Source organism: Lelliottia sp. RWM.1 (genome assembly GCF_016859735.1).
Classification (GTDB): Bacteria; Pseudomonadota; Gammaproteobacteria; order Enterobacterales; family Enterobacteriaceae; genus Enterobacter.
Genome location: NZ_WLVC01000002.1, coordinates 236,484 through 260,118, shown reverse-complemented (window position 1 = coordinate 260,118; position 23,635 = coordinate 236,484). Strand labels below are relative to the sequence as shown.

24 protein-coding genes are annotated in these 23,635 nt (G+C 49.5%); 16 read left to right on the top strand and 8 right to left on the bottom strand.

Going from position 1 to position 23,635, the window contains the following annotated elements; all coding sequences use genetic code 11:
* Positions 1 to 68 precede the first annotated feature (68 nt).
* Entirely contained in the window at positions 69 to 1,514 is a 1,446-nt protein-coding gene (tldD, locus tag GF617_RS03075) for a metalloprotease TldD (RefSeq protein ID WP_203451024.1), read from the top strand.
* 57 nt (positions 1,515 to 1,571) lie between these two features.
* Here tldD and GF617_RS03070 read toward each other — a convergent pair whose 3' ends face one another.
* Positions 1,572 to 2,192 carry a YagU family protein gene (locus tag GF617_RS03070; RefSeq protein ID WP_203451023.1) on the bottom strand — a complete coding sequence of 207 codons (621 nt, stop codon included), beginning with the start codon at positions 2,190 to 2,192 and terminating at the stop codon, positions 1,572 to 1,574.
* 296 nt (positions 2,193 to 2,488) lie between these two features.
* Positions 2,489 to 3,415, bottom strand: coding sequence for an HTH-type transcriptional activator AaeR (gene aaeR, locus GF617_RS03065; RefSeq protein WP_181621006.1), 927 nt, complete (start codon positions 3,413 to 3,415; stop codon positions 2,489 to 2,491).
* A gap of 180 nt (positions 3,416 to 3,595) precedes the next feature.
* On the opposite strand from aaeR, the gene aaeX reads away from it, so the two are divergent.
* The 5 genes from aaeX (at position 3,596) to GF617_RS03040 (ending at position 8,572) form a co-directional block, all read left to right on the top strand.
* Positions 3,596 to 3,799 (top strand): p-hydroxybenzoic acid efflux pump operon protein AaeX, encoded by a 204-nt coding sequence (aaeX, locus tag GF617_RS03060; RefSeq protein ID WP_181621004.1) that lies wholly within the window; start codon positions 3,596 to 3,598, stop codon positions 3,797 to 3,799.
* Between the two features lie 7 nt (positions 3,800 to 3,806).
* Positions 3,807 to 4,739 carry a p-hydroxybenzoic acid efflux pump subunit AaeA gene (gene aaeA, locus GF617_RS03055; RefSeq protein ID WP_181621002.1) on the top strand — a complete coding sequence of 311 codons (933 nt, stop codon included), beginning with the start codon at positions 3,807 to 3,809 and terminating at the stop codon, positions 4,737 to 4,739.
* A gap of 5 nt (positions 4,740 to 4,744) precedes the next feature.
* On the top strand, positions 4,745 to 6,712 hold the full coding sequence (gene aaeB / locus GF617_RS03050) for a p-hydroxybenzoic acid efflux pump subunit AaeB (protein WP_181621000.1): 1,968 nt from the start codon (positions 4,745 to 4,747) through the stop codon (positions 6,710 to 6,712).
* Between the two features lie 87 nt (positions 6,713 to 6,799).
* Complete coding sequence (locus tag GF617_RS03045) at positions 6,800 to 8,254, top strand: NAD-dependent succinate-semialdehyde dehydrogenase (protein ID WP_203451022.1); 1,455 nt, start codon at positions 6,800 to 6,802, stop codon at positions 8,252 to 8,254.
* A gap of 45 nt (positions 8,255 to 8,299) precedes the next feature.
* A complete protein-coding gene (locus GF617_RS03040; protein WP_181620998.1) occupies positions 8,300 to 8,572 on the top strand; it encodes a barstar family protein in 273 nt (90 codons plus the stop codon).
* Positions 8,573 to 8,640: 68 nt separating this feature from the next.
* Here GF617_RS03040 and yhcN (GF617_RS03035) read toward each other — a convergent pair whose 3' ends face one another.
* The 3 genes from yhcN (GF617_RS03035) to argR all read right to left on the bottom strand — a co-directional run bounded on the left by yhcN (GF617_RS03035) (position 8,641) and on the right by argR (position 10,125).
* Positions 8,641 to 8,907 (bottom strand): peroxide/acid stress response protein YhcN, encoded by a 267-nt coding sequence (yhcN, locus tag GF617_RS03035; RefSeq protein ID WP_181620997.1) that lies wholly within the window; start codon positions 8,905 to 8,907, stop codon positions 8,641 to 8,643.
* A gap of 106 nt (positions 8,908 to 9,013) precedes the next feature.
* A complete protein-coding gene (gene yhcN / locus GF617_RS03030; protein WP_181620996.1) occupies positions 9,014 to 9,277 on the bottom strand; it encodes a peroxide/acid stress response protein YhcN in 264 nt (87 codons plus the stop codon).
* A gap of 377 nt (positions 9,278 to 9,654) precedes the next feature.
* A complete protein-coding gene (gene argR, locus GF617_RS03025; RefSeq protein WP_181620995.1) occupies positions 9,655 to 10,125 on the bottom strand; it encodes a transcriptional regulator ArgR in 471 nt (156 codons plus the stop codon).
* Positions 10,126 to 10,522: 397 nt separating this feature from the next.
* Here argR and mdh point away from each other — a divergent pair, with 397 nt between their 5' ends.
* Positions 10,523 to 11,461: a malate dehydrogenase gene (gene mdh, locus GF617_RS03020; protein WP_181620994.1), complete on the top strand. Its 939-nt coding sequence runs from the start codon at positions 10,523 to 10,525 to the stop codon at positions 11,459 to 11,461.
* 62 nt (positions 11,462 to 11,523) lie between these two features.
* Here the strand turns inward: mdh and degS are convergent, their stop codons facing one another.
* The 3 genes from degS to zapG form a co-directional block, all read right to left on the bottom strand.
* Complete coding sequence (gene degS / locus GF617_RS03015) at positions 11,524 to 12,591, bottom strand: outer membrane-stress sensor serine endopeptidase DegS (protein ID WP_181620993.1); 1,068 nt, start codon at positions 12,589 to 12,591, stop codon at positions 11,524 to 11,526.
* Positions 12,592 to 12,683: 92 nt separating this feature from the next.
* Positions 12,684 to 14,051, bottom strand: coding sequence for a serine endoprotease DegQ (gene degQ, locus GF617_RS03010; protein ID WP_203451021.1), 1,368 nt, complete (start codon positions 14,049 to 14,051; stop codon positions 12,684 to 12,686).
* 171 nt (positions 14,052 to 14,222) lie between these two features.
* Positions 14,223 to 14,621: a Z-ring associated protein ZapG gene (zapG, locus tag GF617_RS03005; protein ID WP_181620991.1), complete on the bottom strand. Its 399-nt coding sequence runs from the start codon at positions 14,619 to 14,621 to the stop codon at positions 14,223 to 14,225.
* A 189-nt stretch (positions 14,622 to 14,810) separates the two neighbouring features.
* On the opposite strand from zapG, the gene zapE reads away from it, so the two are divergent.
* From zapE to GF617_RS02960, 9 genes are all read left to right on the top strand, one after another.
* The gene (gene zapE / locus GF617_RS03000; RefSeq protein ID WP_181620990.1) at positions 14,811 to 15,935 is read left to right on the top strand and encodes a cell division protein ZapE; all 1,125 of its coding nucleotides are present in this window, start codon (positions 14,811 to 14,813) and stop codon (positions 15,933 to 15,935) included.
* Between the two features lie 290 nt (positions 15,936 to 16,225).
* On the top strand, positions 16,226 to 16,654 hold the full coding sequence (gene rplM, locus GF617_RS02995; RefSeq protein WP_004868222.1) for a 50S ribosomal protein L13: 429 nt from the start codon (positions 16,226 to 16,228) through the stop codon (positions 16,652 to 16,654).
* Between the two features lie 15 nt (positions 16,655 to 16,669).
* The gene (gene rpsI, locus GF617_RS02990; RefSeq protein ID WP_003860436.1) at positions 16,670 to 17,062 is read left to right on the top strand and encodes a 30S ribosomal protein S9; all 393 of its coding nucleotides are present in this window, start codon (positions 16,670 to 16,672) and stop codon (positions 17,060 to 17,062) included.
* Between the two features lie 312 nt (positions 17,063 to 17,374).
* A complete protein-coding gene (gene sspA / locus GF617_RS02985; RefSeq protein ID WP_181620989.1) occupies positions 17,375 to 18,013 on the top strand; it encodes a stringent starvation protein SspA in 639 nt (212 codons plus the stop codon).
* Positions 18,014 to 18,018: 5 nt separating this feature from the next.
* Positions 18,019 to 18,516, top strand: a complete 498-nt coding sequence (sspB, locus tag GF617_RS02980; RefSeq protein WP_181623847.1) for a ClpXP protease specificity-enhancing factor — start codon at positions 18,019 to 18,021, stop codon at positions 18,514 to 18,516.
* Positions 18,517 to 19,116: 600 nt separating this feature from the next.
* Positions 19,117 to 19,794, top strand: coding sequence for a DUF1120 domain-containing protein (locus tag GF617_RS02975; protein ID WP_203451020.1), 678 nt, complete (start codon positions 19,117 to 19,119; stop codon positions 19,792 to 19,794).
* 117 nt (positions 19,795 to 19,911) lie between these two features.
* Positions 19,912 to 20,616, top strand: a complete 705-nt coding sequence (locus GF617_RS02970) for a fimbria/pilus chaperone family protein (RefSeq protein ID WP_203451019.1) — start codon at positions 19,912 to 19,914, stop codon at positions 20,614 to 20,616.
* 15 nt (positions 20,617 to 20,631) lie between these two features.
* On the top strand, positions 20,632 to 23,046 hold the full coding sequence (locus GF617_RS02965) for a fimbrial biogenesis usher protein (protein ID WP_375289376.1): 2,415 nt from the start codon (positions 20,632 to 20,634) through the stop codon (positions 23,044 to 23,046).
* Complete coding sequence (locus GF617_RS02960) at positions 23,043 to 23,603, top strand: hypothetical protein (RefSeq protein WP_203451018.1); 561 nt, start codon at positions 23,043 to 23,045, stop codon at positions 23,601 to 23,603. Before GF617_RS02965 ends, GF617_RS02960 begins: the two co-directional genes overlap by 4 nt.
* Positions 23,604 to 23,635: the final 32 nt, after the last annotated feature.

Genomic DNA, 23,635 nt, shown 5'->3' with positions numbered 1-23,635 from the left:
TTGCCTCACTCTCAATAAATACGTTTTATTTTTACCGCCTTGAGCGGCAACGAACGAGTAGCAAAACGATGAGTCTGAACCTGGTAAGTGAACATTTGCTGGCAGCGAACGGCCTGAGCCATCAGGACCTGTTTTCCATTCTTGGTCAATTGACCGAACGCCGTCTCGACTACGGCGATCTCTATTTTCAGTCGAGCTATCACGAATCCTGGGTTTTAGAAGACAGCATCATCAAAGATGGTTCTTATAACATTGACCAGGGCGTGGGTGTTCGCGCGGTCAGTGGCGAAAAAACCGGTTTTGCTTACGCGGATCAGATAAGCCTCACCGCGCTGGAGCAAAGTGCTCAGGCTGCGCGTACGATCGTGCGTGAAACGGGGGATGGTCGGGTTAAAACGCTGGGTGAAGTTCAGCATTCCGCGCTCTACACCAGCATCGATCCACTGCAAAGCATGAGCCGTGAAGAGAAGCTGGATATTTTGCGTCGCGTGGACAAAGTAGCGCGTGCTGCTGATAAGCGTGTGCACGAAGTGTCAGCCAGCCTGAGTGGCGTATACGAATTGATTCTGGTTGCGGCGACAGACGGTACGCTGGCTGCGGATGTCCGTCCGCTGGTGCGCCTTTCCGTGAGCGTCCAGGTGGAAGACGATGGCAAGCGCGAGCGTGGCTCCAGTGGCGGTGGCGGTCGTTTTGGTTATGACTGGTTCCTTGGTGATGTCGACGGCGAAGCTCGTGCTGATGCGTGGGCGAAAGAAGCTGTGCGTATGGCGCTGGTAAATCTTTCTGCAGTTGCTGCTCCTGCTGGTACATTGCCGGTTGTGCTTGGCGCGGGATGGCCGGGCGTGTTGTTGCACGAAGCGGTCGGTCATGGCCTGGAAGGCGATTTTAACCGTCGAGGCACGTCTGTATTCAGTGGTCAAATGGGTGAGCTGGTGGCTTCAGAGCTTTGTACCGTTGTGGATGACGGTACGATGGCCGATCGCCGCGGCTCTGTATCCATTGATGATGAAGGTACGCCGGGTCAGTACAACACACTGATCGAAAACGGTGTACTGAAAGGCTACATGCAGGACAAACTTAACGCACGCCTGATGGGCGTTGCCCCGACGGGTAACGGTCGTCGCGAGTCTTATGCGCACCTGCCAATGCCACGTATGACCAACACTTACATGCTACCGGGCCAGTCGACTCCACAAGAGATTATCGAATCTGTTGAGTTTGGGATCTATGCGCCAAACTTCGGCGGTGGTCAGGTGGATATCACCTCTGGTAAGTTTGTTTTCTCAACATCAGAAGCGTATCTGATTGAGAAGGGCAAAGTGACCAAAGCGGTGAAAGGTGCAACCCTGATTGGCTCCGGTATTGAAGCCATGCAGCAGATTTCAATGGTTGGCAACGATCTTAAACTGGATAACGGCGTGGGTGTCTGCGGTAAAGAAGGCCAGAGCCTGCCAGTGGGTGTAGGCCAGCCGACGCTGAAGGTCGATAATCTGACGGTGGGCGGCACGGTCTGACGTTTATCTATATCAAGACCAATGGCGCTCCCCAAAAAGGAGCGCCATTTTTACAGGTTAGTCCTGGCGTACATCGCCCAATGGAATTTCAGGATCGGGCTCGTGAGTAATACGGTTGCGTAAATCACGACGAATAATTTCAATAGACCAAAACCAGACCAGGTGACCCACAATTTCTGAGACGTGTTCGTACCAGGGAAGATCAAAGAGCGGTGGCGTAAGGTTCATCAAAGGGAAGGTAAGCATGTGGACAAAAAGCTGAGCTAATGCACCCGCGAGTAACCCCTGCCAGAGCTTTATTTTCGGGAAGACCTCTGCCACTACACAATACCCTACGGCAAAGACGACAGAAAAAATAATATGCGTGACGCCAACCCAGTTAAATATATGTCCTGCAAATGTATAAACGGCTGTATTAGGATCAACAACACCTAACCAGTCACGGAGAAATATATAAGGCGGATTAAGAAAATTACGTGAGCAATCAATCTGACTTACGGCTCTTATCAATTGTTCTGGCACGCACGCATTGCTAAATAAATCAGTGGGGCTACGTGGTGGCAAAGGAACCTCTGCGCCCCATTTTACAAATGAAGAGACAATACCGGCAATCAAGCCGATGAACGCAGCCAGTCCGTATCGCCTGCGCGAAGGGGGTGTTTGTTCAAACATATTCATATTTATTCCTTGTTTAAATATATTCCTGAAAATTATTTTTGTAATTTATATATTCCCCAAAGCAATAATTATCAGAGACATTAACTATGCCTTGATATATTACTGTATTTCGGTGAGTTACACGGTAAATGGGTAGTGACCCTGGTGTCAATTAACCCTCTTTTATTGTGTGAAGGGGAATGTCTGAATGACTGATGCAGCCATTCAGTATATATTCATGAAAAATATAAGTTCATGAATAATGAAAGTGAAAAAATCGCCTGATGTTGATGACAAGGTGTCTTGTCAGGTCTGAGCTACTCTTTTCGCCTTCCGCGCATTCCCTGATACAGCTCCGCTACTTCCACAAAATAGTCAGTCAGGTAGTTAATACACACCTGGACTTTCAGCGGTAACTTGTCCTTTTCGGTATACAGCGCGTAGACCGGGCGTGGATCGGATTGATAGCGCGGGAACAGGATCTCAAGTTCACCATTGTTGATCTCATTGATCACCCACATTAGCGGCGCGTAGGCGATCCCCGCCCCCGCAACCAGCCAGCGTGAAATTGTCATCGGATCGTTGGTGACGAACCGCCCCTGTGGTAGCAGTTTGGTCGAGATCCCCTCCGGAGCAATCAGCTCAAATTCGTTATCAGGACGCACGCTGTATTCCAGCCAGGAATGGTTGCTCAGATCGGCGGGTTTTTCAGGCGTACCGTATTGTGCCAGATAGCTTTTCGACGCGCAGACCACCATCGGCATACTGCCCAGGCGGCGGGAGAAGAGGCTGGAATCCTGTAATGCCCCAACACGAATCACCACATCCAGGCCGTCGGCAATCAGGTCTGGTGCGGGGATGCCGGTCACCAGGTTGACGGTTAACCCTGGGTACTCTTTCAGCATTTCTGCGGTCATACCCGCGAGCACATTTTGTGCCATAGTTGAAGAACACCCAATGCGGAGCGTACCGATGGGGGTGTTGTTAAATGCATAGAGTTGCTCATGTACCTCCTGCACTTCCTGCAGCATGCGACGGCAACCCTGATAGTAAATTTTGCCTGCCTCCGTCAGCCCAATGCTGCGGGTGCTGCGGTTTAGCAGCTTGACCTGCAGCTCATCTTCCAGTTTTGAGACGGTCTGACTGATGGATGAGACACTCATTTGAAGCTGTCTGGCAGCGGCGGTAAAGGAGCCAAATTCGACGACTTTGGCAAATACCGACATGCGTTTTAAACGTTCCATTGTTCACTCTGGCTTAAAAGTGATTTAGATCACATATTATAGATAACAGCATAACAGTTACGTTAATATATTATTAATTACATAACGGCTACGCCACTCTCGCCCGGCATTTCTTGCTCTTCCTGCGGTGGTGCATGCTTAAAAATTCTGTCGCCTGCTCGCTCTCTAATCAAGGTCAACATGAGTCTGTTTCCCGTTATCGTGGCGTTCGGTCTGTCGTTCCCACCGATATTTTTCGAACTTCTTTTATCACTGGCGATCTTCTGGCTGGTGCGCAAGATGCTGGTCCCTACCGGGATCTACGATTTCGTCTGGCATCCTGCATTGTTTAATACCGCGCTCTATTGCTGCCTGTTTTATCTGATATCGCGCATGTTTGTTTGAGGTTGATGTGAAAACGCTAACAAGAAAAATCTCCCGCACTGCCATTACCATGGCGCTGGTTATCCTGGCCTTCATCGCTATCTTTCGTGCCTGGGTGTATTACACCGAGTCGCCGTGGACGCGTGATGCGCGCTTTAGCGCCGATATCGTCGCGATTGCACCAGATGTCGCCGGACTGATTACGGCGGTTAATGTTCGTGATAACCAGCTCGTCAAAAAAGATCAGGTGCTGTTCACCATTGATCAGCCACGTTATCAGAAAGCGCTAGAGGAATCAGAAGCGGATGTAGCGTATTACCAGGCGCTGGCCGCAGAGAAACGCCGTGAAGCAGGGCGTCGTAATCAATTGGGTATTCAGGCGATGTCACGCGAAGAGATCGACCAGTCCAATAACGTGCTGCAAACCGTACTGCACCAGTTGGCAAAATCTGAAGCCTCACGCGACCTCGCAAAACTGGATCTGGAACGTACAGTGATCCGCGCCCCTTCTGATGGTTGGGTGACAAACCTGAATGTCTATACCGGCGAATTCATTACACGCGGATCAACAGCCGTTGCTCTGGTCAAACAACACTCCTTCTACGTGCTGGCCTACATGGAAGAGACCAAACTTGAGGGCGTACGCCCAGGTTTTCGCGCGGAGATTACCCCGCTTGGCAGCAACCGTGTGCTGAAGGGCACTGTGGACAGTATCGCAGCAGGTGTGACCAATTCGAGCGCTACCCGTGATAGCAAAGGGATGGCCACCGTTGACTCTAACCTCGAATGGGTGCGTCTGGCGCAGCGTGTGCCTGTACGTATCCGCCTGGATGAGCAGCAGGGTAACTTGTGGCCCGCTGGTACGACGGCGACCGTGGTGATCACCGGCGAGAAAGACAGAGACGCCAGCCAGGACTCTATTTTCCGTAAAATCGCACATCGCCTGCGTGAGTTTGGTTAATCGCTATGGGCATCTTCTCCATCGCCAGCCAGCACATCCGCTTTGCCGTGAAGCTGGCGAGTGCCATTGTGCTGGCGCTGTTTGTTGGCTTTCACTTTCAACTGGAAACGCCACGCTGGGCTGTGCTGACGGCAGCGATTGTCGCGGCGGGCCCTGCGTTTGCAGCAGGCGGTGAGCCGTATTCGGGGGCAATCCGTTATCGCGGGATGCTGCGTATCGTCGGGACGTTTATTGGGTGTATTGCCGCGCTCACGATCATTATCCTGATGATCCGTACCCCGTTATTGATGTTGATGGTGTGTTGCATCTGGGCCGGTTTTTGTACCTGGGTTTCCTCTCTGGTGAGAGTTGAAAACTCCTACGCCTGGGGACTTTCCGGATATACCGCGCTCATTATTGTGATTACGATTCAGACCGATCCGCTGCTTGCGCCACAGTTTGCGGTGGAGCGCTGTAGCGAAATTGTCATTGGTATTGTCTGTGCCATTGTGGCCGATCTGTTGTTCTCTCCACGCTCCATCAAGCAGGAAGTCGACCGTGAGCTGGATGCACTTCTTGTTGCCCACTATCAACTGATGCAACTGTGCATTAAGCATGGTGATAGCGAAGAGGTGGATAAGGCCTGGAGCGGGCTGGTGCGTCGTACTACGGCGCTGGAGGGGATGCGCAGTAACCTGAATATGGAGTCTTCGCGTTGGGCTCGTGCAAACCGCCGTCTGAAAGTGATTAATACGCTGGGATTAACCCTCATCACTCAGGCGTGTGAAACGTACCTGATCCAGAACACGCGGCCAGAAGCCATTACCAATACCTTTCGCGAGCTTTTTGAAGAACCTGTTGAAACGGTACAGGATATCCACAAACAGCTCAAACGTATGCGTCGGGTTATCGCCTGGACTGGCGAACGAGACACGCCAGAGACAATCTACACCTGGGTCGGGGCGGCGACACGTTACCTGTTACTCAAGCGCGGTGTTATCAGCAACACAAAAATCAGTGCTGCAGAAGAAGAGGTGTTGCAAGGGGAAGTGGTCATCAAGGCCGAGTCGGCAGAGCGTCATCACGCGATGGTCAACTTCTGGCGAACTACGCTTGCCTGTATGCTCGGGACGCTGTTCTGGTTGTGGACAGGCTGGACATCGGGAAGCGGGGCAATGGTGATGATTGCCGTTGTGACTTCGCTGGCCATGCGTTTGCCAAATCCGCGAATGGTCGCGATCGATTTTTTATACGGGACTTTAGCCGCGCTGCCTCTGGGGGCATTTTACTTCCTTGTTGTGATCCCCTCGACTCAACAAAGCATGTTATTGCTCTGTATTAGCCTCGCCGTGCTGGCGTTCTTTATTGGTATCGAGGTGCAGAAACGTCGTATTGGTTCACTGGGGGCGCTGGCGAGTACCATCAACATCATCGTGCTGGATAACCCGATGACGTTCCACTTTAGCCAGTTCCTCGACAGTGCGTTGGGGCAACTGGTGGGCTGTTTCCTGGCTATGATGGTGATCCTGCTGGTACGCGATAATTCTCAGGCACGTACAGGGCGCGTATTGTTGAATCAGTTTGTTTCTGCTGCGGTATCGTCCCTGACGACTAATACCGCGCGGCGGAAAGAGAATCACCTGCCAGCGCTTTATCAGCAGCTGTTTTTACTGCTGAATAAGTTCCCTGGCGATATTGCCAAATTCCGTCTGGCGTTGACGATGATCATCGCACATCAACGTCTGCGCGATGCACCAGTGCCCATCAATGACGATCTTTCGTCATTCCACCGCCAGCTTCGGCGCACGGCTGATCAGGTGATATCGGCATCCAGCGATGACAAACGCCGTCGCTACTTCAGGCAATTACTTGAAGAACTGGATATTTATCAGGAAAAACTGCGGGTCTGGGAAGCGCCACCTCAGGTGACGGAACCGGTAGGGCGGCTGGTGGGCATGCTGCATCGTTATCAAAATGCCCTTACCGACAGCTGAGCACTGTAAAAACCGACGCCAAAAGCGTCGGTTTTTTTGTGGCTATACTTAGTCTTGCAGGTTCTTAAACTCAGAAAGGGAGGACACATGACTATGCAGGCTCTCCAGGATAATGCGCTTTTTCAGACCGGATATCTGGTAAACGGCCTATGGAAAACGCTGGATACCACATTCGATGTACTAAACCCGGCAACGGGTGAGGTGATCGCAAAAGTCGCGAAGGCAGGTAAAAAAGAAACCGAAGATGCCATCGCGGCAGCGACCAAAGCGTTCCCCGCATGGCGAGCGAAAACGGCGAAAGAGCGTTCGGCGATCCTCTATCGCTGGTATGAACTCATACTTGAAAACAAAAGCTGGCTTGGGCGTCTGATGACTACCGAACAAGGTAAGCCGCTGAAGGAAGCTGAAGGCGAAGTGGAGTATGCCGCCAGCTTTATCCAGTGGTTCGCGGAACAGGCGAAACGCGCCAACGGGGAAATCATTCCGCCGATCAAACCGGGTTCCCGTATCCTGGCTACGCGCGAACCGGTTGGCGTTGTCGCCGCGATTACGCCATGGAATTTCCCGATGGCAATGTTGACGCGCAAGCTTGGTCCGGCGCTGGCGGCCGGCTGCACCGGTGTTATCAAGCCCGCCAATAACACACCACTCAGTGCGTTTGCACTGCTGACGCTGGCAAAGCAGGCGGGGGTTCCTGATGGTGTATTAAACGCCGTCGCCGGAAACACGCACGAGATTAGCGATGCCATTATGGCCAGTCATGACGTGCGTAAAATCTCGTTTACCGGATCGACCGCCGTCGGAAAAACGCTGGTGCGTAATGCCGCTGAGACAATGAAAAAAGTCTCTATGGAACTCGGGGGAAATGCCCCTTATATCGTGTTTGACGATGCTGATATTGCTGCTGCCGTCAAAGGCGCAATCGCCAATAAATTCCGCAATGCAGGGCAGGTCTGCGTCAGCGTTAACCGTTTCTACATTCAGGAAAATGTCTATGACACCTTTGTTAACCAGCTTGCTGAGGCGGTGAAAGCGCTTAAAGTCGGGAATGGGCTTGATGAAGGTGTTGTGGTTGGTCCACTTATCGAACCGTCGGCGGTGAGTAAAGTCCGGGAGCACGTTGAAGATGCGATTGCGAAAGGTGCGACCGTTCTGGCTGGCGGGAAACTGCATGATCTTGGCGGAAATTTCTGGATGCCGACCGTACTGGGTGATTGCCATGAAGGGATGAAGTTGGCGGAGGAAGAGACATTCGGCCCGGTTGCCGCCTGCTTCAGGTTTACCTCGGAAGATGAAGTGATTATGCGTGCCAATAACACACCATTCGGACTGGCAGCCTATTTCTATACCCAGAACTTGTCGCGTGTTTTTCGCGTCTCACAGGCGATAGAAAGCGGCATGATTGGTATCAATGAATGTGCCGTATCCACAGAGCTTGGGCCTTTCGGGGGGGTGAAAGAGTCTGGGCTGGGGCGTGAGGGATCGGTACTGGGGCTGGATGAATTTCTGGAAGTCAAAACCCTGCATATCGGGGGATTATAATAATCAGGGCGGCGTGCGTCGCCCGCCTGGATTGGGTGGCTGGCAATGAAAATCTATACTTTTGATTTTGACGAGATCGACAGTCAGGAAGACTTCTATCGTGAGTTTATTCGGACATTTGAACTCGGACGGGAAAGCGTCACTAACCTTGATTCACTGTGGGATGTTGTTACCAGCGGGCAGTTGCCATTACCGCTGGAGATCGAGTTTATCCATTTACCCGACAAACTGCGCAGGCGTTTCGGTGCACTGATTTTGTTGTTTGATGAAGCGGAAGAAGAGCTGGAAGGGCAGCTACGCTTCAATGCCCGCCACTGAAACACAGATAAAAAAAGCCCCTGACCAAAAGGCCAGGGGCAAGTCGTATGATGAGATACGACGAGGGTTTATTTATACAGTTCAGCCGTTGCGTGCCAGTGATCACCCTGATTCAGTTCGGTGATACGGTAGCTACTGGCCCCTGCTTTTTCAGCTTTTGCGGACAGTTCCTGACGGATATCCATCGGCGAGCCCGCAACGGATGTTACTGATACGCTACCCATTGGCTGCAGGTTCTGTGCTTGATCAGATGAAACCTGATGCACAGCTGCGCTTGCGCCAAATGAAAGAACGGAAGCTAAGCCAAGGGTTGCGATGATTAATTTAGTGTTCATAGTCTTTACTCCATAATCAGGTTTTCTCAACGGAGAGAAGGGTTAAACAGCTTTTTTTATGCCTGGTGCCGTTGAGTGGTCATTTATCTTCAGATATCAGCAAATCTTATTTGTACAGTTCAGCTGTTGCATGCCAGTGGTCGCCAGTGCGTGCTTCAATGATGCGATAAGATGACGCACCCTGTTCTTCTGCTTTTTTGTTCAGCATGTCACGCATATCCATTGGCGAAGCACTGACTGAGCCAACAGAAACTGTACCGATTGCCTGGCGGGATTGCGCCTGATCTGCGTTGATGGAATCGGCCGCGAAAGCACCGAATGACAGGACTGACAGGATACTCAGAGTCGCTACAGTTGTTTTGATTTTCATGATTTTTACCTCGTCGAATTTTTTATTGGGGTCTTTGTTTCGTGACCCTCATCACAAAATCAAGTATACACTAATAACGTCAAAAATTAATACCAGACTAATTGTTTCCTGCGTTATAAGGTGTTAATCAACAGAGTTTTTATAACTAAATTGCATAAAAATGGTCATTTTATCGTCACAATATTAGGTTATGTCTAAAAAAATCATATGGATATGATACTTTGATTTTTTGTGCGGTTTATTGGATGTGTATTCACTGGGTGAATGTGAAAAGGCAGTAAAAAGCACTATTTGCGAAATTAAATGACGATAGAAAGTAGGGAGTAACGAGGCGGGAGCAGGATGATCCCCGCAGCACGGTGCTACGGGGAGATGGTTTACAGCTCTTGTTCGAACAGAACAAGAATCGCTTCGTAGAGATCTTTTACCGAGAAGCTGTTCGCCGGGGTGGTAAAGATGGTGTCATCACCCGCGATTGTACCCAGGATACCTTCCGCTTTACCCAGTGAGTCGAGCAGACGAGCAATAAGCTGTGCAGCACCAGGGCTTGTGTGGATAACCACAACAGCATCGTTGTAGTCGATATCCAGCACCAGATTTTTCAGCGGGCTGGATGTCGTAGGGACGCCCAGTTCAGCGGGTAAACAATAGACCATTTCCATTTTGGCATTACGCGTACGCACTGCGCCAAATTTGGTTAACATGCGGGAGACTTTCGACTGATTGATGTTTTCGAAGCCTTGTTCCTGCAACGCCTGAACAATCTCTCCCTGAGAACTGAATTTCTCTTCTTTGAGCAGCGCTTTAAACGCCCTCACTAATTCTTCTTGCTTAGACGAGCTTCGCATAAATCACCCGGAGTATGACGATAGAAACACCATTATTATGCATGTAGATGAATTTTTATGCAATTAATCTGCCTGAGGTTAGGCTGAAATAATGTTATGAAAGAGACTGATTTTATCAAATTTCGTTATCAGAAAACATGCCTGGGTCACGGCGCGTAAATAAGCTTAAAAGTAAACTAAATGTTATCAAAATGATGTTGTTTTGGTGACGCAGCAGGGTGTATTGTAACCACCTCTTAATTCGTTGCCGCCTATTGCCCGATAGCATTCTGGCGATAGCGAAAGGCGCGTGACCTCAAATTCTTTAGCTACGAAAATTGTAATTATTTACCTGCTGAATTATGGTCGCCGCAACAGAGTTACAGATACTTAAGTTAACCATAATAAGGAGTTTAGGATGAAAGTCGCAGTCCTCGGCGCTGCTGGTGGTATCGGCCAGGCGCTTGCCCTACTACTGAAAACCCAACTGCCTTCAGGCTCAGAACTCTCCCTGTACGATATTGCTCCGGTGACCCCAGGTGTGGCGGTTGACCTGAGCCACATCCCGACAGCTGTGAAAATCAAAGGCTTCTCCGGTGAAGATGCTCGTCCAGCACTGCAAGGTGCTGACGTGGTGCTGATCTCTGCAGGTGTGGCGCGTAAACCCGGTATGGATCGTTCAGACCTGTTTAACGTCAACGCTGGGATCGTAAAAAACCTGGTACAGCAGATTGCAGAAACCTGCCCTAAAGCGTGCATTGGCATCATCACTAACCCAGTAAACACCACGGTTGCTATCGCTGCTGAAGTGTTGAAGAAAGCCGGTGTTTACGACAAAAATAAACTGTTTGGCGTGACCACACTGGATATCATCCGTTCCAACACCTTTGTTGCTGAACTGAAAGGCAAACAGCCTGATGAAATCGAAGTACCGGTTATCGGCGGCCATTCTGGTGTGACTATTCTGCCGCTGTTGTCGCAGATCCCTGGTGTGAGCTTTACCGAGCAGGAAGTCGCGGACCTGACCAAACGTATTCAAAACGCGGGTACTGAAGTGGTGGAAGCGAAGGCGGGTGGCGGGTCAGCAACCCTGTCTATGGGCCAGGCGGCTGCACGTTTTGGTCTGTCACTGGTTCGCGCTATGCAAGGTGAGAAAGGCGTTGTGGAATGTGCGTACGTCGAAGGTGACGGCGAGCATGCGCGTTTCTTCTCTCAGCCTTTGCTGCTGGGTAAAAATGGTGTCGAAGAGCGTCAGTCTATTGGCAAGCTGAGCGCATTTGAACAAAATGCGATGGAAGGCATGCTGGATACGCTGCGTAAAGATATTACCCTGGGTGAAGAGTTCGTTAACAAGTAAACGAACGCTCGGGATGTAAAAAACCGGAGCCATTGTCATTGGCTCCGGTTTTTTTATCTCTGTCAGTTGGTGGCGGGGTATTCCTGAATCGTCACTTGAAGCGTCAGTTTTTTATCATTTCGCATGACTTCGACTGGGATGATGGAACCCGGACGGATTTCAGCAACCTGATCCATGGTCTCTAATGCAGATACCGCAGGTGTGCCATTCACTGAAACAATCACATCATTAACCTGAAGGCCTGCATTTGCCGCAGGACCGCCAGGCGTTACTTCGTTGACCACGATGCCCTGGATCTGATCAATGCCGCCACCCTGCGTGTGCATAGGGGCAATTTCACGACCGCCAATTCCAATGTAACCACGGATGACGCGACCATCTCGGATAAGTTTGTCCATAATCTTGGTGGCCAACTGAAACGGGATGGCAAAGCCAATCCCTTCGGGTGTCTCACCATCATTGCTCTTATCAAATGATAATGTATTGATGCCCATGAGCTCGCCCAACGAGTTAACCAGCGCGCCGCCGGAGTTACCATGGTTAATGGAAGCATCCGTTTGCAGGAAGTTTTGCCTGCCTGATGGGTTCAGGCCGATTCTACCGGTGGCGCTGATGATCCCCTGTGTGATGGTTTGTCCCAGGTTATACGGGTTACCGATAGCCAGGACCACATCACCAATATGTGGCGTGCGTTTGCGATTAATCGGGATGACGGGCAAGCCGTTATTTGCGTTGATTTTCAATACCGCCAGGTCGGTCAGGCTATCAGAGCCGACCAACAGGGCTTCGAACACACGACCATCCTGCAGAGCAACAATGATCTGGTCGGCATCGTTGATCACGTGTTTGTTGGTAATAATGTAGCCACGTTCATCCATGATCACGCCAGAGCCGAGAGTTCGGATCTCCAGTTGGTTATGGGTTGTACTGTTAAGACCCCGGTTATAAACGTTAACCACCGCAGGTGCGGCACGGCGGACGGCCTGGTTGTAGGTCGCAGGCGTTTCATCCGTACTGTCAAACTGTGGCGTCGTCAGTTTGTTGAACTGACGCAAAGACGGCATGGCCGCCAATAACAGGCCGCCGACGATCAAACCGATAGCAATTGAACGAAAAAGCTTTAAAAGCATGATGCGCGTGTCGTTAAAAAAGGAACGATTTGCAGCATAGCATGAGTTATCCGGACATCACACGCAGCGGTGATGTCCGGATTCGCAAATGCTTAGCGCAGTAAAATATAGATAGTGTCGTTGCCGCGGACAATTTGCAGGGCAATGACTGTCGGCTTGCTCTCCAGCACTTTGCGCATATCGGCAATCGACTGCACGCGGTCGCGGTTCACACCGATGATCACATCATCCTGATGTAAGCCAGCCTGGGCCGCTGGGCTGCTCTTCTCGACGGTGTCGATGGTAATACCTTTGGTTCCATCTTTGAGTTGCCCGTCGCTCAGAGTCGCCCCCTGCAAGGCTGGAGCGATAAGTTCAGCACTGGCGGATGACGAGGTGCTCTTATCCAGGGTAACCTCGACGTCCAGCGGTTTCCCATCGCGAATCAGACCTAACTTCACTTTAGCGCCAGGCTCGGTGGTGGCAATACGGGAACGTAGTTCAGCAAAGCTGCTTAGAGGCTTACCGTTCAGGCTAACAATGACATCACCCGATTTTACACCCGCTTTGGCAGAACCAGAATTAGGCAGAACTTCACTGACAAATGCCCCGCGCTGCACGTTAATGTTAAAGGCTTTGGCGATATCCGCACTCATCTCCATCCCTTTGATACCCAGCAGTCCACGTTTGACCTCACCAAACTGAATGAGTTGCTGCGCCAGAGTTTTGGCCATGTTACTTGGGATAGCAAAACCGATGCCTATACTGCCGCCGCCAGGGGCCAGAATTGCGGTATTGATACCAATCAATTCACCATTAAGGTTGAGCAATGCACCACCGGAGTTACCTCTGTTAATGGAGGCATCTGTCTGGATAAAGTTCTCAAGACCTTCCAGGTTCAGGCCGCTGCGACCCAGTGCGGAGATGATCCCGGACGTGGCGGTTTGCCCTAAACCGAATGGATTTCCGACAGCCACGGCGAAATCACCGACGCGCAGTTTGTCAGAGTCTGCAATCGTTATTTGTGTCAGATTGCTGGGGTTTTGAATCTGTAATAATGCGATGTCACTTTGGTCATCACCACCGATCAACTTGGCGTCAAATTCCCGGCCATCATTCATCTGCACGCTGATCTTATCTGCCTGGCTGATGACGTGGTTGTTGGTCAGGATATAACCTTTTGCGGCATCGATTACCACGCCTGAACCCAGGCCTTCAAAAGGTTGTGCCTGCTGGTCAGGCGATTCATCGCCAAAATACTTTTTCAGTTCTTCTGGTACACGCTGATTTTGCAGCGCAGTACCTTCCACTTTCACGCTGACCACGGCAGGTAAGACTTTCTCCAGCATTGGCGCGAGACTAGGAATCGCCGCTTGCCCTGGAACTTGCGCGGGTAGAGTAGCGGAGGCAGGGAAGGATGCCGAGAGAGATAACCCGACACTTAACGCTAATGCGCTCAACAGCTGGTTTTTTTTCTTCATTGATGCTGACTCTCGTATCCTGGAATGAAAGAAGAACGGCCCCAAAAACACTTTGATGTTATTGAATTTTAAACCGCTGAACAATGAGGTGTTTGACTAAATAATAGCTGGGGTCGGAAAGAAAGGACGGGCGCAATACATGCGCCCGTAAAATATATTTAGGTTGTGCGATTAATCGCGTTTTGCGCCACCGCGCAGAAGGCCGGACGCACCATCAGAGTAATCGCGTGGCATTTGCACAGGAGCCTGATCGTTACTGGCTTCGGACTCTGCCAGACGGTTACGGAACGGATTGGTTTCCGCGGTCATTTCCGGCAGCAGGTTGCTTGAGCTTTTTGCCATGTGTTGATACAACTGACGATAGTCGGTTGCCATGTTATCCAGCAGCTCGGCGCTACGGGCAAAGTGGCTAACCAGCTCTTCACGATACTCTTCCAGTTCAGCTTTATTCTTTTCCAGTTCGTACTGTAAGGACTGCTGCTGACGTAATTTGCGATTACCGAAACGCATGGCCACAGCACCGATGACGATGCCGACGACTAAACCGATTAGCGCATATTCCCAGGTCATGAACTTCTCCCGTTATCTTGTGGTTCCGTAGGGTGTTGGCTCGGCTCCTGCCTGTGCCTGATATTGCCACTATAACCGCTATTTCCGCAGAAGTGGAATCCTGACGTATCATCGCGTAGTGTAGAACGGCCTTTTTTTCATCAGTTGTACGTATTGATGAGTGTTAACCGAAGGAATAACAACAATATTATGCAAAGCCTTTCTCCCTTATCGCGATATCAACTGGCCCTGAATGAGGGGTCACATCAGCCCGATGACGTCCAGCGCGAAGCCGTAAACCAACTGGATATTATTTATCAGGAACTCACGGTCAAACCCGAAGAACTGGTGAGTCGCGGTGGGTTGAAGGCGGCGTTTAGCCGGTTACTGGGAAAAAAAGAGCAGCAGGTCAATGCACCCGCCCGTGGTTTATATATGTGGGGCGGTGTCGGACGTGGAAAAACCTGGTTGATGGACATGTTCTACCAGAGCTTGCCGGGAACGCGGAAACAGCGCCTGCACTTCCATCGATTTATGCTTCGGGTTCATGAAGAACTGACGGCGTTGCAAGGTAAAAGTGACCCGCTGGAGATTGTTGCCGATCGGTTCAAGGCAGAAACTGACGTGCTGTGTTTTGACGAGTTCTTTGTCTCTGATATCACTGATGCCATGCTGCTGGGTGGCTTGATGAAAGCGCTGTTTGCCCGCGGTATCACGCTCGTGGCGACGTCGAATATTCCACCCGATGATCTGTACCGTAACGGCTTACAACGGGCCAGATTCCTGCCCGCCATCGATGCGATTAAACAACACTGCGACATCATGAACGTCGATGCCGGGGTAGATTATCGTCTGCGTACACTGACTCAGGCGCATTTGTGGTTGTCGCCGTTAAATGATGAGACGCAAAGCCAGATGGATAAACTATGGCTGGCACTGGCTGGGGCGAAGCACAATACAGCTCCAGAGCTGGAAATCAATCACCGGCCGCTACAGACTCTGGGTGTGGAAAATCAAACGCTCGCAGTATCCTTTGCAACACTTTGTGTCGATGCCCGTAGCCAGCATGATTACATTGCGCTTTCACGCCTTTTCCATACGGTAATGCTTCACGATGTGCCAGTGATGACGCCGCTAATGGAGAGTGAAGCGCGTCGATTTATCGCACTGGTGGATGAGTTTTATGAGCGGCATGTAAAGCTCGTGGTGAGTTCTGCTGTACCTTTATATGAGGTATACCAGGGTGAAAGACTGAAATTTGAGTTCCAGCGTTGTTTGTCGCGCTTGCAGGAGATGCAAAGCGAAGAGTACCTGAAGCGCCAGCATATGCCATAAATGCGCCCCTCTCCCCGCGGGAGAAGGGTCGGAGGAGAGAGCATCAGGCCGCACAAAACCCACCCACCGAAAAACCCGCACCGAATCACATTTAGGGGTCGACCTTTGACCCTGACTTCTCTATAATCTTGCGACCCCACGTTACGAGAAGGTTTTTTTCCCAAAACTTTCTATGCGCCGGCATAGGCTATTCGAAGGGGTAGGTTTGCTGGACAATGTCGTGTGAACCTCAACTGACTAAACGTTTGGGTGTTCACCAACGTGTAACTTATTATTTGGGTAAGCTTTTAATGAAAACTTTTACAGCTAAACCAGAAACCGTAAAACGCGACTGGTATGTTGTTGACGCGACCGGTAAAACTCTGGGCCGTCTGGCTTCCGAACTGGCTCGTCGCCTGCGCGGTAAGCACAAAGCGGAATACACTCCGCACGTTGATACTGGTGATTACATCATCGTTCTGAACGCAGAAAAAGTTGCTGTAACCGGCAACAAGCGCGAAGACAAAATGTATTACCACCACACCGGCCACATCGGTGGTATCAAAGAAGCGACCTTTGAAGAGATGATTGCCCGCCGTCCTGAGCGTGTGATTGAAATCGCGGTTAAAGGCATGCTGCCAAAAGGCCCGCTGGGTCGTGCTATGTACCGTAAACTGAAAGTTTACGCGGGTAACGAGCACAACCACGCGGCACAGCAACCGCAAGTTCTTGACATCTAATCGGGATTATAGGCAATGGCTGAAAATCAATACTACGGCACTGGTCGCCGCAAAAGTTCCGCAGCTCGCGTGTTCATCAAACCGGGCAGTGGTAAAATCGTAATCAACCAACGTTCTCTGGAACAGTACTTCGGTCGTGAAACTGCCCGCATGGTAGTTCGCCAGCCGCTGGAACTGGTTGATATGGTAGAAAAACTGGATCTGTACATCACTGTTAAAGGTGGTGGTATCTCCGGTCAGGCAGGTGCGATCCGTCACGGTATCACCCGCGCTCTGATGGAGTACGACGAATCCCTGCGTTCTGAACTGCGTAAAGCTGGCTTCGTTACTCGTGACGCTCGTCAGGTTGAACGTAAGAAAGTGGGTCTGCGTAAAGCACGTCGTCGTCCACAGTTCTCCAAACGTTAATCTGCTTTCTGCTTATTGCAGAACGATTGGCGAAAAACCCGCTCCGGCGGGTTTTTTTATGGATAATGCCCATGTTATCCACAATATGAACGCATATATCTCCTCTTTTTCCTCATTTCCAGAATCCCCTCACCACAAAGGTCGTAAAATCTGGTAAACTATCATCCAATTTTCTGCCCAAATATCGATGAACACTCGGTTTTTGTTCGATTTATGAACAGTAGTGTTTGCTCTTGAATGGGCGATACAACATCTGGCTGGCCCTTGTTGGGCTGGTAGCAGTAAAAATTCTGAATATACCTGGAGGTTTTCATGGCTGTCGCTGCCAACAAACGTTCGGTAATGACGCTGTTTTCTGGTCCTACTGACATTTATAGCCATCAGGTTCGTATCGTGCTGGCCGAGAAGGGTGTCAGTTTTGAGATCGAGCATGTGGAAAAGGATAACCCACCTCAGGATCTTATCGATCTCAACCCGAGCCAAAGTGTTCCGACGTTGGTTGATCGTGAGCTGACCTTGTGGGAATCCCGTATCATTATGGAATATCTGGATGAGCGTTTCCCGCATCCACCACTGATGCCTGTTTACCCTGTTGCACGTGGTGAAAGCCGCCTGTACATGCAGCGCATCGAGAAAGACTGGTACTCGCTGATGAACGTTATCGTTAACGGTTCGTCTTCTGAAGCGGATGCTGCACGTAAGCAACTGCGTGAAGAGCTGCTGGCAATTGCGCCAGTGTTCGGTCAGAAACCGTTTTTCCTGAGCGATGAGTTCAGCCTGGTTGATTGCTACCTGGCTCCACTGCTGTGGCGTCTGCCGACGCTGGGTGTGGAATTCAGTGGCCCTGGTTCTAAAGAGCTGAAAGGTTATATGACGCGTGTGTTTGAACGTGACTCTTTCCTGGCGTCTTTGACTGAGCCTGAACGTGAAATGCGTCTCGGCCGGGGTTAATGATTGTGGAAATGTCACAGCTATCTCCCCGCCGCCCGTATCTGCTGCGTGCATTCTATGAATGGTTGCTGGATAACCAGCTCACGCCGCACCTGGTGGTGGATGTGACGTTGCCGGGAGTGCTTGTTCCTATGGAATACGCCCGTGACGGACAAATTGTTCTGAATATTGCCCCCCGTGCGGTGGGTAATCTGGAGTTGGCTAACGACGAAGTGCGCTTTAATGCGCGCTTTGGTGGTGTGCCGCGTCAGGTGTCCGTTCCGTTGGCTGCGGTGCTGGCGATCTATGCCCGTGAGAACGGTGCTGGAACGATGTTTGAGCCAGAAACGGCTTATGATGAAGATGTTGCCAGTCTCAACGATGATGACGTCTCTGATGAACGCGAAAGCGACACAGTGATGTCCCTTATCGATGGCGATAAGCCCGATCATGATCACGACAACGACCCTGATGACGATCCGCCTCCGCGCGGCGGTCGTCCGGCCTTACGCGTTGTAAAATAAACTGAATGTGTTTATTTATAAAACCAGTCAAGAGTAGTCTTGACTGGTTTTTTTATGGGGGTAATTTTATAGTAAGCGATGCAGTTAAAATTAACATAACTATATGTTTTTTAAAAAATCATTTGATAATGATGTTTAAGTTATCTACTACGAAGTAAGAACATTTTTTGTTGGTTTGTATTCATAATTGCTATTAAATGGCATGGGAAATTTAGTGTATATATAATGAGTGACGCCATGTTGGTAACTATTATATTACATGGCGCGAGGGGTAATAATATTTAGTGAGTGGAATAACTAGATAAGTAAAGTTATATATTAGTGAAAATGACGTGGTGAAATTTATATGTAATGAAATATTGATTTTGTGAATTGTTTGTCTGTCTGATTCCTTTTTTATACTTCGATTCATACTTACAGTAAATTTATTGAATGTTACTGCAAACGATTGTTAAAAATTCTAAATTGAATGCATTTGTTGATGATGTATAATTTTAAAACATCACTCTGTTAGAGTGATGTTTTTCAGTTTTAGAATGTAAAATTTATAATTAATATTTTTGCATAAACTATAAAAATTCACATGTTAAGGATTAACTAATGAAAAAGATTATTTTAGCAACTACTCTTGCTCTTTGTGTCAACTCAGCATTCGCAGCACCAAGCACGGTATTACAGGTAAAAGGATTGCTCACTAATGCTGCATGTACACCTTCATTAGGCAATGGTGGTGTTGTTGATTATGGCGTTATTCATTTAGCCGAACTGTCTGCAACGGAGGTTAATCAGTTGGGGCATAAAGATATTGATCTCACGATCAGTTGTACTGCGCCAACCAAAGTATCATGGAACATGGTTGATGACCGCGAGCAGTCCAGGGCTGGTGTTGCGGTAGAGGATGGCACATTTGTAGGTGAAACAATGACAATATCTAGCCGTCTTTATGGTGTTGGTACTACTACTGCTGGTGGTGAAAAAATTGGCAATTATAGCTTGTTTGTTAAGACTGACAGTGTAGAGGCCGATGGCAACGTTGTTGACTCAATCTCTCAGCTGTCTGGAGCTCCAAACTGGACTAAGAATGTTAATGGTTCAACGATGGGATATAACGCTGTTGATTTCACCGTTGCTGCTGCGGGTACTGTAGAACCGTTGGCATTCAAGGAGGCGACCTTCCCTCTGGTGACGTCTCTGGCGATTAAAGATACGGCTACCCTGGCAATTACTGATGATACCCCGCTGGATGGACAGATCACTATCAGCCTGAAATATCTGTAATTAAAATCGTCGATATTTAATTTCTTCTATTACCGAGAGTCAATGCAGAGCATTGACTCTTTTTTAAACACACGATAGACACGGAGTGTTATCGTGTCATATGCAAGGGATTTTATTATGTTCTGTTCTAAGTCTGTTTTTTTAAAGACCATGCTGACTACGGCGCTGTTATCTTTGCAATTAACAGTGCATGCCGCGGGAATGGTTCCTGAAACAAGTTTGCTGGTAATTGATGAGGCAACTCATAGTGGCACGATTAATATTAAAAACACGGACAGTCATCCTGCGCTGCTTTATACCAATGTCGTTGATTTGCCCGATGATAAAGGGTTAAAACTCATTGTTACACAGCCAGTGGTACGTCTTGAACCAGAGCAAACACAACAACTTCGTTTTATTTTACAAAATAGTGTCCCTTTGGATGTCGAGCATTATAAACGTGTGACATTCGAAGGTATTCCACCAAAAAGTGACGACAATAAAATTAAAATCGGTATCAATATTCGCCAGGATATCCCGGTACTGATCCGCCCGGCAAAACTGGCCGTGGTGACTGACGCCTGGAAATATTTGAAGTGGTCAACTGTAGGATCATCAGTCCAGGTAAAAAACCCTAGTAAATACGTCGTCCGCCTTGCGCAAAATATTGTGTTACAGCCCTCTGGTGTGGGTGGCACGTTACCGAAAACCTATATTCTGCCTGGCGAAACGCTCTCGGCTACGTTAACGAAAGTGTCTGGCAGTGACAAAAAAGTGAAGTTTTTCCCTGCAAGCCGTTATGGCGTTGAAGTACCCAGTTTTATCTCTGAACTAAATAATTAAAAAAGGGAAATAGTGGTGCATAAAATTAACCACCTTGCATTTTGTGTCCGCGCTATTCTTTGCGGCACGTTACCTCTGGTACTCCTTCCTCCTTCCGACGTATTGGCAAGAGAGGTGACATTCGATACCGGGATTCTGGAATCTCGCGGGTTGAATGCAGACCTTAACCGTTATTTTGCCAAAGCCCCGCGTTTTTTACCCGGAGTTCACTCAGTTTCAGTCAAGGTGAATGGTAAAGATCGTGGAACGGCTGCTGTGCGCTTTAACGATGACGGTGTGCTGTGTATCGATGCAGATTTTATTGAGTTTGCAGGGCTGGTTCCTGTTCCGCTGAAGGCAGATGACGCTTGCCATGATATTCGCCATGATTATGCGCAGGCGGTAGTGAATGCATTACCTAATCAGGAAGCGGTTGAACTGTATCTGCCACAAGAAGCGATCAATGGCCTGGATACGGATATCAAAAATTTCCAGCATGGTGGCACAGCAGGGTTGCTTAATTACTCCCTTTTCAGTACGCGAAACGAGTATGAAGGCAGTGATGCCAGTCGTTATTCGCAGGCAAGCCTTGAAGCTGGGTTGAATGCCATGGACTGGTCGCTGCGCAGTCGCTATATCCTGACGGATGATGATGGCAAAAAAAATGCTGACAGTATTTACACCTACGCTGAGCATGTTTTTGCTTTGCAGAAGCTGACTATGCAGGTCGGTGAAATTAATGCCTATTCTACAGTCCTGAGCGGTGTGCCTATCACGGGGGTGCAACTTATGCCAACCCGTGAACTACAGAAAGAGGGTTCCGGTGTCAGTGTTTCAGGTATTGCTCGCTCCGCGCAGGCGCGCGTTGAGGTACGGCAAAACAACCGGCTTATCTTCAGTACGTTAGTCCCCGCAGGGCCGTTCACCTTAGATGATGTCCCAATGGTCCGCAGCAACGTGGATCTGGATGTCACCGTTGTGGAGTCCGATGGGGCAACCAGTCATTACATTGTTCCGGCTTCTGCGGTAAAAGCGCAGAATTTATCGCGCCCACAGGGGCTTACTGTGTCAGCGGGTCAGGTGCGCAGTATTGACAGCGATTATGGTGATCCGCTGGTCCTGAATATTTCAAACGGCTGGAGATTTTTGCCCTGGATGAATTTTTTGGCTTCGGGTGTCGCGGCTGAAAAGTATCAGGCGGCAGGAGGGAGTGCTGAGCTCCAGCTTATGGAGGGATGGGGTGTTTCCTCCACCGTGGCGGCAAGCAAAGAACAGTTCGGTGATGAAAACAGTGGGCTGAAAACGGAATTACAAAGTACGATTGCGCTGGGTAAACAGGTTGGATTATCAGCAAGCGCAGCGCACTTTAGCGGGAATTACCGCGAACTGGCTGAGGCGATGGATGATGACTACCAGGGGTATGACAATACGTACTCATCAACGTTGAGTTTTGCCTCCCCTCTGGCCGGTAGTTTCAGTTTTGGATTTAACTACAACCAAAGCAACAGCGGTGAAAAAGATACCCGTTACGTCCTGCTTTCATGGGGGAAAACCTTCAAATATGCTTCTGTGACGGTTAACTGGCAAAGAGCGGTCGGCAGCGTCGATGATGATCAGGACGATGATCTGCTGTACGTGAACCTGAGCATCCCGCTTGGAAGGTCACAAAGCGTCAGTACGTATATGCGCAAACAAGGTGACAGAACGAATTATGGCGTCGCGAACAGTGGCTCACTGGGAGATAACACGAATTACTATATTTCTGCCGATCGCGATCAAGAGTCACAGGACAATAGCTTTAACGGCAACATCAATACCAACCTGCACTACACGCAGTTGAGTGTGGGGGCTGGCAGTAACGGTAGTCAACAGCGTAACTACAGCACCACGCTGTCCGGCGGTATTGCGATGCACAAAGATGGCGTCACCTTCTCGCCTTATACCATCAGAGACACCTTTGCGATTGCCAAACTGAATGAGCCGAAAAGTGGCGTAGAAATGTCTACGCCTCAGGGAACCGTCTGGACGGATCGATGGGGACAGGCCGTCGTTCCTGGCCTGAATGAATGGCGAAATTCCCGCATAGAGGTCAATGCCAACAAGTTACCCCCGAGTATGACGTTAGCGAACGGGACGAAATATATCGCCGCCGCCAATGCGTCAGTAAGCGAAGTGACGTTTAACGTCCTGAATAGTCGACGTGTCATGCTGCGTGTAAAACGACAAGATGGCAAACCTCTGGCTAAAGGGCTCTCGGTTGTGGATGACAAAGGAAACTACGTTGTTACCACGGTTGATGATGGGCACGTCTTTATCAACGATGCTCAGCAGCTCACCGCCATTTATGCCATGGATGATAACAATAACCGCCTCTGTAAGATTGATTACACATTAAGCGACAAGCGGGATGAAGATGTTTTCTACGAAGAAGTGAATGGAGTGTGCCGATGAAAATGCAGCGTTTAATGGGGATCTTGTTTTTACTTACGTTGTGCCTGCCAGAGCTATCGCATGCAGAGGATTGTCAGATCACGCTATCGCAGCCAGTAGTGGATTACCGTCAAATACGACGGGATGACATAGTGAAAACACAAGATAGCTGGCACAAGATGCCTGAGCGTGAAGTTAGCGTAAATGTTTTTTGCCCAGAAAAACAGAAAATGGCCGTTTTTGTGCAAGGTGCAGCGGGAGAGAAAGGACGTTTTCAGTTTGGGCAGAATGGGGGGCTGGGGGTAAAAGTCGATAGTTTGACCCTTGACGGAAAAAGCTACAGTGTTGGCAAGACGCTCGACCAGGTGAACTTTACGCCTGATAGCAAAGCGGAATCACCTTTCTATATTCGCAATAACGAAGGCGTGATCGCTGTAGAGAATGATCAAGTTCCCTCAGGCCAACAGATGAGTTTTAAGGTGACGGTTTTTCCTGTCCTTAATGACTCTGCTTTTAGTAATAACACTGATGAGACGTCCCTGGAAAGCGAGTTAACCTGGCGATTAGCGACGAAATAGTGCCGCGATGTTGGCGAAAAAAAGCCGGATGG